The sequence below is a fragment of the uncultured Sneathiella sp. genome (genome assembly GCF_963976355.1).
Taxonomy (GTDB): Bacteria; Pseudomonadota; Alphaproteobacteria; order Sneathiellales; family Sneathiellaceae; genus Sneathiella.
The window spans coordinates 29,411-44,075 of the sequence record NZ_CAXBKA010000001.1 but is presented as its reverse complement, the minus strand read 5'-3'; the positions used below and the strand labels follow the sequence as shown (position 1 = coordinate 44,075).

14 protein-coding genes are annotated in these 14,665 nt (G+C 52.0%); 6 read left to right on the top strand and 8 right to left on the bottom strand.

The genetic code is table 11. From position 1 onward, the window contains the following. The first annotated feature begins 91 nt into the window (after positions 1-91). The gene (ggt, locus tag AAC599_RS00205; RefSeq protein ID WP_340148388.1) at positions 92-1,681 is read left to right on the top strand and encodes a gamma-glutamyltransferase; all 1,590 of its coding nucleotides are present in this window, start codon (positions 92-94) and stop codon (positions 1,679-1,681) included. A gap of 8 nt (positions 1,682-1,689) precedes the next feature. Here ggt and fbaA read toward each other — a convergent pair whose 3' ends face one another. Together fbaA and argS are read right to left on the bottom strand one after the other, a co-directional pair. Continuing rightward, positions 1,690-2,772, bottom strand: a complete 1,083-nt coding sequence (fbaA, locus tag AAC599_RS00200; RefSeq protein WP_340148387.1) for a class II fructose-bisphosphate aldolase — start codon at positions 2,770-2,772, stop codon at positions 1,690-1,692. A gap of 70 nt (positions 2,773-2,842) precedes the next feature. Continuing rightward, entirely contained in the window at positions 2,843-4,612 is a 1,770-nt protein-coding gene (argS, locus tag AAC599_RS00195; protein WP_340148386.1) for an arginine--tRNA ligase, read from the bottom strand. Positions 4,613-4,914: 302 nt separating this feature from the next. On the opposite strand from argS, the gene groES reads away from it, so the two are divergent. Beyond that, positions 4,915-5,202 (top strand): co-chaperone GroES, encoded by a 288-nt coding sequence (groES, locus tag AAC599_RS00190; RefSeq protein WP_293962366.1) that lies wholly within the window; start codon positions 4,915-4,917, stop codon positions 5,200-5,202. Between the two features lie 31 nt (positions 5,203-5,233). After that, complete coding sequence (groL, locus tag AAC599_RS00185; protein ID WP_340148385.1) at positions 5,234-6,883, top strand: chaperonin GroEL; 1,650 nt, start codon at positions 5,234-5,236, stop codon at positions 6,881-6,883. Positions 6,884-6,974: 91 nt separating this feature from the next. On the opposite strand, the gene AAC599_RS00180 is transcribed toward groL, so the two are convergent. The 5 genes from AAC599_RS00180 to AAC599_RS00160 all read right to left on the bottom strand — a co-directional run bounded on the left by AAC599_RS00180 (position 6,975) and on the right by AAC599_RS00160 (position 9,707). Beyond that, positions 6,975-7,598 (bottom strand): DUF938 domain-containing protein, encoded by a 624-nt coding sequence (locus tag AAC599_RS00180; RefSeq protein ID WP_340148384.1) that lies wholly within the window; start codon positions 7,596-7,598, stop codon positions 6,975-6,977. After that, entirely contained in the window at positions 7,595-8,074 is a 480-nt protein-coding gene (locus AAC599_RS00175; RefSeq protein ID WP_340148383.1) for a periplasmic heavy metal sensor, read from the bottom strand. The genes AAC599_RS00180 and AAC599_RS00175 overlap by 4 nt, the downstream gene beginning before the upstream one ends. Further along, positions 8,061-8,513, bottom strand: coding sequence for a hypothetical protein (locus tag AAC599_RS00170; protein ID WP_340148382.1), 453 nt, complete (start codon positions 8,511-8,513; stop codon positions 8,061-8,063). Before AAC599_RS00170 ends, AAC599_RS00175 begins: the two co-directional genes overlap by 14 nt. Continuing rightward, the gene (locus tag AAC599_RS00165) at positions 8,510-9,082 is read right to left on the bottom strand and encodes a sigma-70 family RNA polymerase sigma factor (RefSeq protein WP_340149056.1); all 573 of its coding nucleotides are present in this window, start codon (positions 9,080-9,082) and stop codon (positions 8,510-8,512) included. The genes AAC599_RS00170 and AAC599_RS00165 overlap by 4 nt, the downstream gene beginning before the upstream one ends. A 127-nt stretch (positions 9,083-9,209) precedes the next feature. Then, the gene (locus tag AAC599_RS00160; protein ID WP_340148381.1) at positions 9,210-9,707 is read right to left on the bottom strand and encodes a polymer-forming cytoskeletal protein; all 498 of its coding nucleotides are present in this window, start codon (positions 9,705-9,707) and stop codon (positions 9,210-9,212) included. A 275-nt stretch (positions 9,708-9,982) separates the two neighbouring features. Between AAC599_RS00160 and AAC599_RS00155 the strand changes: the two genes are divergently transcribed. Next, positions 9,983-10,186, top strand: a complete 204-nt coding sequence (locus AAC599_RS00155) for a DUF2842 domain-containing protein (RefSeq protein ID WP_340148380.1) — start codon at positions 9,983-9,985, stop codon at positions 10,184-10,186. A 328-nt stretch (positions 10,187-10,514) separates the two neighbouring features. Here AAC599_RS00155 and AAC599_RS00150 read toward each other — a convergent pair whose 3' ends face one another. Then, on the bottom strand, positions 10,515-11,249 hold the full coding sequence (locus AAC599_RS00150; RefSeq protein ID WP_340148379.1) for an alpha/beta hydrolase: 735 nt from the start codon (positions 11,247-11,249) through the stop codon (positions 10,515-10,517). A gap of 55 nt (positions 11,250-11,304) precedes the next feature. On the opposite strand from AAC599_RS00150, the gene AAC599_RS00145 reads away from it, so the two are divergent. Both AAC599_RS00145 and thrS read left to right on the top strand, forming a co-directional pair. Continuing rightward, positions 11,305-12,483 (top strand): glycosyltransferase, encoded by a 1,179-nt coding sequence (locus AAC599_RS00145; protein WP_340148378.1) that lies wholly within the window; start codon positions 11,305-11,307, stop codon positions 12,481-12,483. A gap of 159 nt (positions 12,484-12,642) precedes the next feature. Further along, the gene (gene thrS / locus AAC599_RS00140) at positions 12,643-14,574 is read left to right on the top strand and encodes a threonine--tRNA ligase (RefSeq protein WP_340148376.1); all 1,932 of its coding nucleotides are present in this window, start codon (positions 12,643-12,645) and stop codon (positions 14,572-14,574) included. The last annotated feature ends 91 nt before the right edge of the window (positions 14,575-14,665 follow it).

The window sequence follows — 14,665 nt, the reverse complement described above, 5'->3', positions numbered from 1 at the left end:
AAGCTGTCAAAGCAGGCCGTGTAATTTTGCACAACTGTTGGAGATGGCGTATTGTGGTCCCTTCTGAACTTTATTGAAAAGCAGGTGTCCCGTGCGCGATTTTTACCAACCCGGCCGTTCCGTGACCTACGGCTTGAACGGCGCTGCTGCCGCCTCCAGCATGCATGCTTCGCAGATAGCAATCAGCATCCTGAAATCCGGTGGCAACGCCATGGACGCGGCCATTGCCGCCTGTGCCATACAATGTGTTGTCGATCCTATGCAAACCGGTATCGGCGGGGATTGTTTTGCGCTCGTTGCCATGGGCGGTGGCAGTCAGGTCGAAGGGCTGAATGGATCGGGCAAGGCGCCAGGCGCGCTGACTGCGGACTACCTTCTCTCGAAAGGTGTCGACAAAATGGACGCGACCAGCGCCCATTCGATTACCATTCCGGGGGCCATTGACGCCTGGGTTCGGCTGCATGAAAAATATGGCAGTATGGAATTTGCGGATATTCTAAAGCCCGCCATCGATTGCGCAGAGAACGGTTTTGTGGTGACGGACCGTACTTCCGTTGACTGGCAGATGGGAGCGGCAAAACTCCAAAAGAATGAGGCCGCAAGCGAGATTTTCCTCAAAAACGGGAAGCCGCCGGCAGCCGGAACTACCTGGCGTCTGCCGAAGCTGGCGGCGACATTGAAGGCCATTGCCAAAAACGGGCGCTCAGCCTTTTATGAGGGAGATATTGCGGCGCAGATGACGGAAACGTTGAAAGCCGTAGGCGGATTGCACGAGGCATCGGATTTTGCCGAGACGGGCGCTGATTTTGTGGCACCTATTCATAGTGAATATCATGGGCATATCGTTCACCAGATTCCCCCGAACGGTCAGGGGATTACGGCCCTCATCATGCTGAATATCCTGAAACGCCTTGATATGAACGGGCTCGATCCCATGGGGGCCAAGCGGCTTCATCTGGAGGCAGAGGCGGCGCGTCTTGCCTATCTTGCTCGGAATAAATATGTCGCCGACCCGATGAAGGCGGATGTGCCCGTCGATATGCTGCTGTCCGATGAGTTCGCCGAGCATCTCTGCGGGTTTATCGAAGTTGGAAAAGCGGGTGATCCTACTGGGGCCAATGCACTGGAACGTCACCGGGATACCGTATATCTGACCGTCGTTGACAAGGATAGAAACGCGGTATCTTTCATCAATTCACTGTTTCAGGGATTCGGAAGCGGCATTGCCTGTGCCAAAACGGGTGTTTTATTCCAGAACCGGGGTTTTGGTTTCGTCGTCGATCCGCACCATCCCAACTGTATTGCTCCTGGCAAAAGACCGTTGCATACCATCATCCCCGGTATGGTAACGAAGGACGGCAAGGCGACCATGAGCTACGGCGTCATGGGTGGAGGCTATCAGCCGGTCGGCCACGCACATGTTCTCATGAATATCTGGGATTATGGAATGGATGTGCAGGAAGCGCTGGACTGTCCGCGCGCGTTCTATGACGCAGGTGTCTTGGATGTTGAAAAGTCTATTCCGGCAGCCGTACGCCAGGAACTGGCGAACATGGGCTATCAGCTCAGAGATCCCGACGTTCCTCTCGGGGGCGGACAGATCATAGCCATCAATCCGGAGACCGGCGTTCTTTCCGCCGGCTCCGAACCACGAAAGGACGGCTGCGCCCTCGCGTATTGATTTGAGGCTCAGGCTTCGGCGATAGTATTTCCGGTTGCGCCGAGTTCCTTACATGCCTGCTGAACGCGTTCCGCCATGGATTTTTCGCATTCCCGCAACCAGGCTCGTGGATCGTAATGCTTTTTGAAGGGCGTGCCGTCGACCGGATCGATCTGGTATTTGAATGCTTTCGGATGCGCTTCAACATAGGCGCCAACCGGCTTGGAAAAGGCAAACTGCGTATCGGTGTCGACATTCATCTTGAACACACCATAGCTGACGGCTTCCGCAATTTCTTCGGCGCTTGAACCGGAACCACCATGGAAGACGAAATCAAGCGGCTTTTCCTTGGTGTCGTATACACTCTGCACATGCTTCTGCGACGCCAGCAATATTTCCGGCCGAAGCTGAACATTGCCCGGCTTGTAGACGCCATGCACATTGCCAAAGGCGGCGGCAACAGAGAAGTGACCGATGGAAGAGAGGCGCTCATATGCCTGTAGCACTTCCTCAGGCTGGGTATAGAGTTTGCTGTTATCCATAACATCGACATCACTGCCAACGCCATCTTCCTCACCGCCGGTAACACCAAGCTCGATTTCAAGGCTCATATCGATCTTGGCGAGCCGCGTCAGAATGCGCTCGCAATCGGCGAGATTTTCTTCAATCGGCTCTTCAGAGAGGTCGAGCATGTGGGAGCTGAAAAGCGGCTTGCCCGTTGCTTCATATTCCGCCTCGCTGGCGTCGATCATACCTTCAACCCAGGGAATAAGGCCCTTGTTTGCATGGTCCGTATGCAGAACGACGCAGATTCCGTATTCCTTGGCAACTGTATGAATGTGACGGGCAGCTGAAATGGCGCCGACGATGCGTGCCTTATCGACATCCTTGATGCCCTTGCCGGCGAAGAATTGTGCGCCACCATTTGAAAGCTGAATAATGATGTCAGATTTGCTGAGCATTGCAGCTTCCAGCGCTGCATTGACGGTGTTGGTGCCGGTAACATTGATTGCGGGAAGTGCGAAGCCCTGCGACTTACAGTTTTCAACAAGGGTGAGGTAATCCCGCCCTGTTACGACACCTGGTTTCAGCTTCTTGGTTTTTTCTTGCACGTCTTAATTCCTCTTGATGACAGTTTTCGTGATTTGCACGAGAAGATAGGAGACAAATATTTAAAATTCTTTACATCCGGTCGGGAACGTCAATTCCCAGAATATACAAAACCTTTTCCATTTGGCGCAACGTAATGCCGCATAGGCGCAGGCGGGACGCGCGAATGCCGGGGTCTGCCTCACCAAGAACTGGGCATTCGTGGTAGAAGCTATTGAATTCCTGGCTCAGATTGTAAACATGATCGCAGAGAATATTAGGCGCATTTTTCTCCGCAGCGGCGGCGACGGCCTCCGGAAGGGCGGCAATCGCCAGCATCAGATTTCTTTCCGCATCATGTGTCGCCAGTAAGCGGCCTTTCGTCAGGTTCTGTTCTGCCGCTTTGCGTAGCATGGATTTGATACGAACGGCCGCATACATCTGATACGGTCCGGTGCGTCCTTCAAATTTCGTGAATCTTTCAAGGTCGAAAACATAGTTGGACATTCTCTGGTTCGAGAGGTCCGCATATTTGATTGCGGCAACCCCGACCTTTGTCGAGATGTCGTCAAGTTCCACCGCGTCGAACCGTTCGGACATTCCTGTCTCGGTGATGACCTTGCGGGCTTCCCCGATTGCATCCTCAATCAAACTCCGAAGTCGGACGACGCCGCCATCACGGGTTTTAAGGGGCTTTCCGTCCTTCCCATTGACAGTACCAAAGCCGATATGTTCAAGCTGGCAATCGGAACCGATGCTGTTGCATTTATGGGCTGCCCGGAAAACCTGTTCGAAATGAAGGCTCTGGCGGGCATCGACAACATACAGCATAGCATCCGGGTCATGTTCTTTCCGCCGCATTTCGATAGTAGCCAGATCAGTTGTGCCATACATCACGGCGCCATCGGATTTTTCCAGGATCAGCGGCGGCATTTCTTTTTTGTCGCCCTCCTCAGCCACATTAACGACCACCGCTCCCTCGGACACTTCTGAATATCCCTCATTGGCGAGGCGATCCATCATCAGCGGGATATGGTCATTCGTATCGGCTTCACCTTTCCACTCGGTGAAATGGGCGCCGAGCAAATCAAAATCTATCCGGGTTTCGGCAATGGATACGTCACGCATATGCTGCCAGAGCGCGAGATAGCCGACGCGACCTTTCTGTAACTCGAAGGTGGCCTTGCGGGCACTTTCAAGAAAGGCCGGGTCTTCCTTGCTTCGGGCGGAGGCTGCTGGATATATCTCCTGCAGCTCCTCAACCGTCACCGGTGAGCCTTCTGGGTATGGTCCGCTGAAATCTGCATTGAAATAGGGGAGTTCAGGCTGTCGCCGTTCGATTTCCTTGATCAGCAGGCCCATGGGAAGGCCCCAGTCGCCAAAATGGACATCGCTGATGGCGGTATCGCCCAGAAATTCGCGCAGGCGGCGCAGACTTTCTCCAATGATGGTTGCCCGCAGATGGCCGACATGCATTGCCTTGGCGACATTCGGTCCGCCATAGTCGAGTATGACTTTCTTTGGGATATGACGCGAACGGCACCCGAAATATGAATCTTCAGCCAGATCACTGATATGGCCTACGAGAAAATCATCCATGAGGCGGATATTGATAAATCCTGGGCCAGCCAAAGTGAGCTCAGAAAACAGCCCGGTTTTTTCGAGTTCGGCCAGAACCTCGGTCGCGATTTCCCTTGGGTTTCGTTTTGCCTGTTTCGCGGCGGCGAGGGCACCATTGCACTGAAACTGCCCTAATTCCCGCCGTTGCGAAGGTACGACCATGCCGTAAGAGGTATCAAGGCCAACCGTCTCGAAGGCCAGCCCGGCAATCTGGCTAAGCTGGGATAAAAGCGATGCTGTCACGGATTTTCCCGATCTTTTTTGGTTCCTGACTTGTATAGACGTCTTTGCGAACATATGTCCCGCGCAGACGATGTGGCCCTATCTACTGGAAAATCCGTTTTGGGCCAAGGATTTTGGAGACACTCGCCGATCCTAAGGGAAAATATTTGCCCTTCCGGATTATTTTGTGAGGCGATTTTTCTCACATCCCTTGACACCTAACGAACTTTTCATTACATCCCTAGCGAAATTATTAGCACTCTCACCTGGAGAGTGCTAATAACAAATGAAACGGTTACTCAACAAGCATGAGGGAGACTTTAATGAAATTTCGTCCATTGCATGATCGCGTATTGGTCAAGCGTATCGAAGCCGAAGAAAAGACAGCCGGTGGCATTATTCTCGTGGATAGCGCGCAGGAAAAACCATCCCAGGGTGACGTTCTGGCGGTTGGCAACGGTGCCATTGCAGAAGACGGCACAGTTCGTCCGCTTGACGTTAAAGTGGGCGACAAGGTTGTTTTCGGTAAATGGTCCGGAACCGAGATCAAGGTTGAAGGCGAAGACGTCTTGATCATGAAAGAATCAGACATCATGGGCATTTTGGCCTAATCAACCCATTTATGATTGAGGAAAAATAGACATGGCAAAAGATGTAAAATTTAACACAGACGCTCGTCGGCGCATGCTGAAGGGCGTAAACACCCTTGCGGACGCTGTGAAAGTTACCCTAGGCCCGAAAGGCCGGAATGTAGTTATCGACAAATCCTTCGGTTCTCCGCGCATCACCAAAGATGGCGTGACAGTCGCCAAGGAAATCGAACTTGAAGACAAGTTTGAGAACATGGGCGCGCAGATGGTCAAGGAAGTTGCTTCCAAGACCAATGATATCGCCGGTGATGGCACAACAACAGCAACCGTTCTTGCACAGTCCATCATTCAGGAAGGTCTAAAAGCTGTTGCGGCTGCGATGAATCCGATGGATCTGAAGCGCGGTATTGATCTTGCTGTTGCAAAAGCCGTTGACTCTATCAAGGAAATGTCCAAGCCAGTTTCCGGTCAGGATGAAATTGCACAGGTCGGCACGATCTCGGCCAACGGCGAAGCTGAAATCGGTAGCATCATTTCCGAAGCCATGCAGCGCGTTGGCAACGAGGGTGTGATTACTGTTGAAGAAGCCAAAGGCCTTGCAACTGAGCTGGACGTTGTAGAAGGCATGCAGTTCGACCGTGGGTATCTTTCTCCTTACTTCGTCACGAACGCAGAGAAAATGGTTGCCGACATGGACAACCCCTACATCCTGCTTCACGAAAAGAAACTGACCAATCTGCAGCCGATGCTACCGCTTCTTGAAGCCGTTGTTCAGGCCGGCAAGCCGCTTCTCATCATCGCGGAAGACATCGAAGGCGAAGCACTTGCAACTCTTGTTGTCAACAAGCTCCGCGGCGGCCTAAAAATTGCGGCTGTCAAGGCTCCTGGCTTTGGTGACCGTCGCAAGGCGATGCTTGAAGACATTGCCATCCTGACCGGTGGACAAGTGATTTCCGAAGATTTGGGTATCAAACTTGAGAATGTCGGCCTTGATATGCTGGGTACAGCGAAATCCGTATCCATCTCCAAGGAAGAAACGACAATCATCGACGGTGCCGGTGAAAAAGCGGACATCGAAGGTCGTTGTAACCAGATCCGCGCTCAGGTCGAGGAAACATCCTCTGACTATGACCGCGAAAAACTTCAGGAACGACTTGCCAAACTCGCTGGCGGTGTTGCCGTGATCAAGGTTGGCGGCGCGACGGAAACCGAAGTGAAGGAACGCAAGGACCGCGTTGATGATGCGCTACACGCAACCCGCGCTGCGGTTGAAGAAGGTATCGTGGCCGGTGGTGGCGTTGCTCTTCTCTATGCATCCCGTGCGCTGGACGGCCTCACTGGCGAGAATGAAGAGCAGAACGTTGGCATCAAGATCGTTCGTCGCGCCCTTCAGGCTCCTTGCCGTCAGATTGCTGAAAACGCTGGCTCCGACGGAGCGGTTGTTGTTGGCAAGTTGCTGGAACAGAAAAGTGTAACGTTTGGCTTTAATGCTCAGACTGGCAAATACACTGATCTGCCTAAAGATGGTGTTATTGATCCGGCTAAGGTAGTTCGCGCCGCTCTTGAAGACGCAGCGTCCATCGCCAGCCTTCTGATCACGACGGAAGCAATGATTGCGGATCTACCGGCAAAAGACTCCGGTGGCGGACCTTCCATGCCCGATATGGGCGGCATGGGTGGTATGGGTGGCATGGGCTTCTAAGTCGCCCGTTCATACCCGCATGTCAAAAGAATGGGGCCGTCCTTCGGGGCGGCCCTTTTTTGTGCTTAACCCTGCCTTTGAGACGGCAGCATCAGGTCTTTTCGAATATATGGATATAATTATTCGCGGGCATCGGCAGGACCGCTGTATGGCCAAGGTCATTTTTCTTAGCTTCAGCGCTCACAACTTCTATGTCGCGGACGGCAAAATCGGGATCCAGTGATTTCAGCCAGCTTTCAAATTTCGCATTGCTGGCGGCGGTGTGCTCACCGTTTACTTTGAAGGGCCCATAAAGGATAAGCCGTCCGCCGACGGGCAGAATTCTGCGTGCGCCTGCCATCAACCCTTCGCATGTCTGCCAGGGGGAAATATGGATCATATTGGCGTTGAAAATTGCCGTAATCGGCCCCCCGTTATAGCCTGCCTCCTCGACAGGCCAGAGCGGCTTTGTCACATCCAGTGAAATTGGCGGAAGAAGATTGTCGGATGGTTGATGGGCGATCCAGTCTTCAACACTTTCGAGCTGTTCGGGGTCATAATTGCTCGGCTGCCACTTCAGTGGGCGCAGTGCGGGCGCGAAAAATACTGCATGTTCGCCGCTGCCACTGGCAACTTCCAGAACTGTGCCTGTATCAGGGAGTTTGACTTTCAGGACTGACAGGATAGAACTGCGATTTCGCTCGGTCGCTGGGGCAAATTGCCGCCGATCTGTCATTTTTTATCCTCATCTTTCGAGTCGCGCCATTTTTGGCGATGTTCAAATCCTTTTTCAAAGAACGCCGCGCGTTTGTCTTCAGGAAGCGACTTGGCAAGTTCAATCATAGAGGCCTGCAAAAAACTTTCGATCTGGATCTGTGTTGCGATCATGTCTGCGTAAGTCTGGTTAATCGCAACAAGATCAAGTGTTTCCGCACTGAAAAGCTCTGCGAGTTTTTCGCGATGTTCACGAAACTCCCGGAAGAAAGGGCGGAGGCTTCCACGGTTATCCTTCCACTGCTGCCGAATTTGCTCCTGATCCTTTTCATCGAGGACGGTGACGGCCTCTTTGCGGTCGAAATGAAATTTGCCATGTCGCCGCTTGTCCCCGTCATGGTCAATCAATTGGGTGATGAGGAAACCCCCGATAATGAGGTTTACGGCAATCGATAGAACCAGTGCGGCCGACAGAATTTTTTGCCTAGAGATTCTCATATTCAGATTCCAGATCAGACATAGTTGCACCGCTGAAGGACGGATCGTTTAACGCAAAGTCATCGCTATTTTCGAGAATGTTGGGGCTGGTAAAGCCGAGCAGAATACCGATGCAGGCAGCCATCGCCATCCCAGCGGCGGGTTGCCAGATGGAGCCGAAGGGCCAGAGGCTTTTCAGGAAAGATCCTTGGTTGATGTCTTCGGCATTCATCAGAACACGGCCCATAAGACCGGATGGCGCCACTACGGGTTTGGTTTTGCTGCTGAGGAGCTGATCAAATTTCGCCTCCTGGCGGAGCAGGCTGCGGGCAACATCCGAAGAACTCAGGAGCTTTTGCATCATGGGAAGGTCAGCCTTTGGCCAGCTTTCCACGCGAGCACCATAGGTTTCCACGACAGTCTTGAAACGGGCGAGTTCTTTTGACAGAATCTCCTTCATATTGCCTCTCCATCCATTAGCCGCCGTGTCGGCATCAATAATTCTTTCAGCTTTCTTCGTCCTCTGGCAAGAAGGGATTCCAGTGCATCCACCGATATTTCCATGATTTCGGCGGCTTCTATATTCCCATATTCCTCAAAATGCACTAACGAAATGGCAATGCGTTGTCGTGCAGGAAGCATTTGCAGGGCTTCATTCACCTTGTCACCAAGTTGCTGCTGCTCCTTTAGCTCAATAACTCCCGGCCTAGTATCTTCCATATCGGGTACTTCATCATCACTATATCGTTTTTGCTTACGCAGATAATCGACGCATAAATTGTGAGTGACGCGATGCAGCCAGGTTTTTATCTGAGCTTTGGCTTGCCATTTTGGCGCCTGCTTCCAGAGCTTGATAAACGCTTCCTGAGCCATGTCTTCTGCAAGACTGCTGTCCCCTAAAATGCGCAACGCCAGCCGAAAAGGTCCATCCAGATATAGTTCGGCCACCAAGCGGCTTGCTGTCGCGTTCCCATCAGCGACGTCTTGCATAAGTGCGGCATCTTTTTCAATCTCGCTTGGATTATGCATAGTCACCTGACGGTTTCCAAGGAACGGCTGTTTGCCGCCCGTCACATTTACTTTTTAAACGGGCGGCAGGATCAAATCCGTCGCAATTAATTTTTGCGATGGCGGAATATGAAGAAAGGGCAGAGAGCTAGACCGACTCTTTTTCGCTGTCGGCGTCGCCAGTCTTTTTCGCTGTGCCCTTGCCGCTTTCCATTTCCGTCAGCAGGTTTGGCTGTTCCCCGGCAATTTTCTTCAGGGTACCGCCGACTTCTCCGCCAGGCTCAATCTCAATCTCGCCATAGCTGATATCGCCGGTAACCCGGCCGGTTTTCCGGACGACGAGGCGTTTGCGGGCTTTCATGGTGCCGTCAAACTCGCCCGAGATATCGGCGGTATCGATATCGACTGTTCCGTTGAAAACACCGCTTTGACTGATTTCGATTTCCTTACTGGTCATCGAAGCTTCAACTTTTCCTTCGACGATCAGACGATCACAGGCGGTAATTTCACCTTTGAGATGAATATCGGCGCCAACATGAAGTTTGCTGCCTTCCTTTTTCTCTTCCGGAGCGGCACCATAAGGAGATGATTTTGGGCGCAGGCTGTTATCAATACCAAAGCTTCTCGTTCCGCCAGTTGTTGTCATGGGTTTAACTCTGCTTTCCAGTTTTTGTTCAGAAGGAGGTAATGTCTCTTTGTTACTTTCGGGTGTGTCGGTCAATTTCGGTTTCTTTTGAAACATATTTTTCCCCAATAGTGCTAAATTCAGTAATATGCCGGATTTGGCCATAAAATAGTGTCCGGCATGCGTTGGTACTTTGTCAAAAATGTGGCAATAAACGAGAGTTTTCCTTTAAAAGGCATCTCTGCGGCAACTACCATATCCGTTGAAGGCGAAACTGTAGAATCTGAAGGATACCGATGCAATCACGAAAAGTCATAGGTCTAGTTGTGTTGATGGCGCTCCTCGCTGTCTATTGTGGAATATGCGTTTTCATTGCCGTACAGTTTCTCCCGGACAGCAAGCTGGCAGAGCTGATTTTCTATGCTGTTGCGGGGGTTATCTGGATTTTCCCGGCTATGAAAATAGTTCGCTGGATGCAGTCAATGCCGGAGGTTGATTAAGACTATAAAAAAAGCCGGATCGAGAGGGGGGATCGATCCGGCTTTACATTGCCTTTCAATGGGAGAGGGGGACTTTCCCAAGGATCAGCAAAAGTTTGATAGCGTCTGTACTAAGCTATACACCCTATCTGGTGTTTTTTTTATTAATTTCCAGTGATCAGTATCACTCTTTTTTCCGGTTAAGCGCCCAACCGGATCCCAAAATTATCGGCATCAAAAAATATTATTATTTTATAGCCTGTTAGTATCCAACGGACAGATTAAACTGACTTGTTTTTATTCAGATAATATGACCGTTTTACGGCGAAACGTAAAATTTTCCGGCAATTTATTGCATGTTTCCGATACTTTCCGTCGCCCGTATAAGTCGGGTTATGTCGTCGGGCTCGGAAAGACGATGATCTCCGTTCTTTATGAGGGAAACAGTCACATCGTCACTGACAAGGGCAGCCTGTATTTTAAGAGCCGTTTCCCAGGGAACACTGTCATCCTTCATCCCCTGCAGGAGATGTACCGGACAGGTTACATTGATCGGCCCATCAAGCAGGAAATTACGCGGTCCGTCATCCAGCAGCTTTTTGGTGATGGTATAGGGTTCGTCGGAATATTCCGAAGGCTGCTCCCAATATCCTTTTGACTTGATGGACTCCCTGCCCGTTTCCGGCATGTCATCCCACATTCGGCTGGTGAAGTCCGGCGCCGCAGCAATGCCGACGAAACCGGCGATACGCTCCGGGCGCAGCAGCGCCATTCTGAGCCCGATCCAGCCCCCCATGGACGATCCGACAATGATCTGCGGGCCGGCCGTACAATCATCCAGCACCGCCACAGCGTCATCCGTCCAACGGCTAATGGTGCCATCCTTGAAATTGCCTGTCGATTGCCCGTGCCCCAGATAATCAAATCGTGTATAGCTACGATGAAGGTCGGTCATTGCTTTTTCAAGAGCAAGTGCCTTTGTTCCTTCCATGTCGGACATGAAACCGGAGCAAAAAATCACGCCGGGGGAAAAGCCGGCATGGTGATGATAGGCAATGGATTGACCATCAGGCCGGGCAAGCATACTAGGTGAGTCAGTCGAAGTCATTTTTGAGTAACAGAAACCGTTGAAAATCATTATGGACCCTGAGCATAACACTCCTTCCCCCATGAACGAAACCCGTCATCCGACTGTCTTGCAGATACTTCCAAGTCTGAACGGCGGCGGGGTCGAGCGTGGCACGGTGGAGATGGCATCGGCACTGAAGGAGAGGGGCTGGACACCAATCGTTGCCTCCTCCGGCGGGCTAATGACCCATGAATTAAAACGGATCGGTGTGCGCCATCTGATCTTGCCAGCAGGATCAAAGAATCCCTGGGTTATGCGCCGAAATATAACGCGCCTTGCGGGGCTCATTCGTGAATATGACGTTGATATCATTCACGCCCGGAGCCGGGCCCCGGCCTGGAGCGCTTATTATGCAGCAAAAAGAACCGGCGTACATTTTGTAACAACCTTTCATGCGGCATACAATCGCGGCGGCTTTCTTAAAAATACCTATAACGCAATCATGACCAAAGGAGAGCGGGTTATCGCGATCTCTGATTTTATCGCTGACCATATCCTCAGCAACTATGACGTGGCGCCGGAAAAAATCATCACAATTCCGCGTGGCGTGGATTGCCGGAAATTTAATCCGGCGGCCATTCATGCCGAGCGGATTATCGACATGGCACGAAGCTGGGGACTGCCTGATGGCGTTCCCGTTATCATGCTGCCGGGGCGGCTTACCCGATTGAAGGGTCATCAGACTTTTATCGAGGCACTGGCCCGGATAAAGGACAGAGAGTTCCTTGCGCTGCTGGTGGGGAGCACGGAAGGGCGGGATGCATATTGTAACGAGTTAAATGCCATGGTGAAATCTCATGGACTGGAAGGCAGGGTCCAGATAAAGGGACATTGTGACGATATGGCCGTGGCGCTTATGTTGTCGGATGTAGTCGTATCGGCGACGACGGTACCGGAAGGGTTCGGCCGTATCGCTGTCGAGGCGCAAGCCATGGGACGCCCTGTTATCGCAACGGCGCATGGCGGTTCCATGGAAACGATTATCGATGGCGAGACTGGCTGGCTGGTGCCGGTCGGTGACGTTGAGGCAATGGCCGCAGCGCTGGCATCTGCGATCGGCCTGTCCTGGGAGGCGCGCGAAGCAGTTGCAAATCAGGCGCGGGAACATGTGAAGAGTCACTTCGATATCGAAAAAATGTGTAGCTCCACCATTGCGCTGTATGAGGATATCCTTGAAGATCGCACGTAAGGTGCCTTATTTCCGCTAAAGACAAAGGTATATTTCGCTAAATAAGGGCTTGTCGCGTCTATCGCTTGACATGGTCCCCCAGTTTTCTAAAGTCCCCGGCATGATCGCGAATTCAGGGCAGGGTGTTGCTCGGTACCGGTCATGGAATGGATGGTAAAAATGGCAAACGGACAGGTACAGATTACGCTTCCGGATGGAAGCCAGCGGGTATTCGACAAAGCGATTTCGGGCGCAGAGTTGGCGCAGGATATCGGCCCGGGTCTCGCTAAAGCCGCGCTGGCGCTGCGCATCAATGGTGAACTGAAGGATTTGAAAACGGTCCTTGATCAGGATACCGCCATAGAAATTGTCACCTCGAACGAAGAAGGCGATGAAGTGCTGGAACTTCTGCGTCACGACGCTGCACATGTGATGGCAGAGGCTGTGAAAGAACTTTATCCTGAGACTCAGGTGACCATAGGCCCGGCCATTGAGAACGGATTTTACTATGATTTTGCCCGTTCCGAGCCATTCACGCCCGACGATCTTGAAAAGATCGAGAAGCGAATGCATGAGATTGTTGATCGGGACGAGGAAATCACCCGGGAGGAATGGTCTCGGAGTGAAGCTGTCGACTTCTTCAAGAATGCCGGGGAGCATTACAAGGCGGACATCATCCATGCAATTCCGGAAGATCAGCCGATCGGCATTTACCGACAGGGCGATTTTCAGGATTTGTGCCGGGGTCCTCACCTGCCGTCGACCAAAAAGCTTGGCCATGCTTTCAAATTGATGAAGTTGGCAGGCGCCTATTGGCGGGGCGATTCGCGGAATGAAATGTTACAGCGGATATATGGGACCGCTTGGCGGAACGAAAAAGAGTTGAAGGCGTATCTCCATCGCCTGGAAGAAGCGGAACGGCGGGATCACCGCAAACTTGGCCGGGAGATGGACCTCTTTCATCTGCAGGAAGAGGCTGTCGGCATGGTCTTTTGGCATGAAAAGGGTTGGACTCTTTATCGCACGTTGGAAAATTATATTCGCCACAAACTTGAAGAGGCCGATTACAAGGAAGTCAAGACCCCGCAGCTTGTTGATCGCAAGCTGTGGGAGGCGTCGGGACATTGGGAAAAGTTCGGGGAGCATATGTACACCACCGAATCGGAAGAGCGAACTTTTGCTCTCAAGCCGATGAACTGCCCATGCCATGTCCAGATATTCAATCAGGGGATCACCAGCTATCGGGACCTGCCGCTCCGGATGGCGGAGTTTGGCTCCTGCCATCGATATGAGCCCTCGGGCGCGTTACATGGTATTATGCGTGTGCGTGGTTTTACGCAGGATGATGCGCATATTTTCTGCACCGAAGATCAGATTATGTCGGAAACCGAAGTTTTCTGCGAACTTCTTCTCGATATATATAAGGACTTCGGATTTACTGAAGTGAAGGTTAAATTCTCTGATCGTCCGGCTGTGCGCGCCGGTGACGACACAATATGGGACAAGGCGGAAGGCGCGCTCAGAGAAGCGATTGAAGCCACCAATATTGCCTACAGCATGAATCCGGGTGAAGGAGCATTTTACGGGCCGAAGCTGGAGTTTGTGCTGACGGACGCTATTGGCCGGGACTGGCAATGCGGGACGCTGCAGGTGGATTTCGTTCTGCCGGAGCGTCTGAATGCCAACTATATCGGAGAGGATGGGGCGAAACACCGTCCGGTTATGCTGCATCGTGCCATTTTCGGTTCCATGGAACGGTTTATTGGCATTCTGATTGAAGAGTATGCCGGTCGCTTCCCGCTATGGCTGGCACCGTTGCAGGTAGTGGTGGCGACGATTACCGATGACGCCGATGACTATGCCCGTGAGGTGCTCTCGGCGTTGAAGGCCAAAGGTATTCGTGCTGAACTTGACCTCAGGAATGAAAAAATCAATTACAAGGTCCGTGAACATAGCCTGGCCAAGGTCCCGGCACTTCTGGTTGCGGGAAAACGCGAAGCAGAAGAGAAGACCATCTCGATCCGCAGGCTTGGAGAAAAACACCAAAAAGTACTGCCCCTTGATGGGGCAATTGCCGAGCTTGTTGAGGAGGCCGCTGTGCCGGGCCAGTGAATTATTGTTGGCGCTGAAAGTAGCGGTGGAAATAAATCGTTAAAAATTATAGAATAACGTAGTTAAACCCTCCTAATGGGGAGGGAATTGG

What these genes read in the sequence shown, in the direction of transcription:
- groES (WP_293962366.1), top strand. Translation starts at nt 4,915, where the DNA reads ATGAAATTTCGTCCATTGCATGATCGCGTATTGGTCAAGCGTATCGAA.
- groL (WP_340148385.1), top strand. Translation starts at nt 5,234, where the DNA reads ATGGCAAAAGATGTAAAATTTAACACAGACGCTCGTCGGCGCATGCTG.
- AAC599_RS00180 (WP_340148384.1), bottom strand. Translation starts at nt 7,598, where the DNA reads ATGACAGATCGGCGGCAATTTGCCCCAGCGACCGAGCGAAATCGCAGT.
- AAC599_RS00175 (WP_340148383.1), bottom strand. Translation starts at nt 8,074, where the DNA reads ATGAGAATCTCTAGGCAAAAAATTCTGTCGGCCGCACTGGTTCTATCG.
- AAC599_RS00170 (WP_340148382.1), bottom strand. Translation starts at nt 8,513, where the DNA reads ATGAAGGAGATTCTGTCAAAAGAACTCGCCCGTTTCAAGACTGTCGTG.
- AAC599_RS00165 (WP_340149056.1), bottom strand. Translation starts at nt 9,082, where the DNA reads ATGCATAATCCAAGCGAGATTGAAAAAGATGCCGCACTTATGCAAGAC.
- AAC599_RS00160 (WP_340148381.1), bottom strand. Translation starts at nt 9,707, where the DNA reads ATGACAACAACTGGCGGAACGAGAAGCTTTGGTATTGATAACAGCCTG.
- AAC599_RS00155 (WP_340148380.1), top strand. Translation starts at nt 9,983, where the DNA reads ATGCAATCACGAAAAGTCATAGGTCTAGTTGTGTTGATGGCGCTCCTC.
- AAC599_RS00150 (WP_340148379.1), bottom strand. Translation starts at nt 11,249, where the DNA reads ATGCTTGCCCGGCCTGATGGTCAATCCATTGCCTATCATCACCATGCC.
- AAC599_RS00145 (WP_340148378.1), top strand. Translation starts at nt 11,305, where the DNA reads ATGGACCCTGAGCATAACACTCCTTCCCCCATGAACGAAACCCGTCAT.
- thrS (WP_340148376.1), top strand. Translation starts at nt 12,643, where the DNA reads ATGGCAAACGGACAGGTACAGATTACGCTTCCGGATGGAAGCCAGCGG.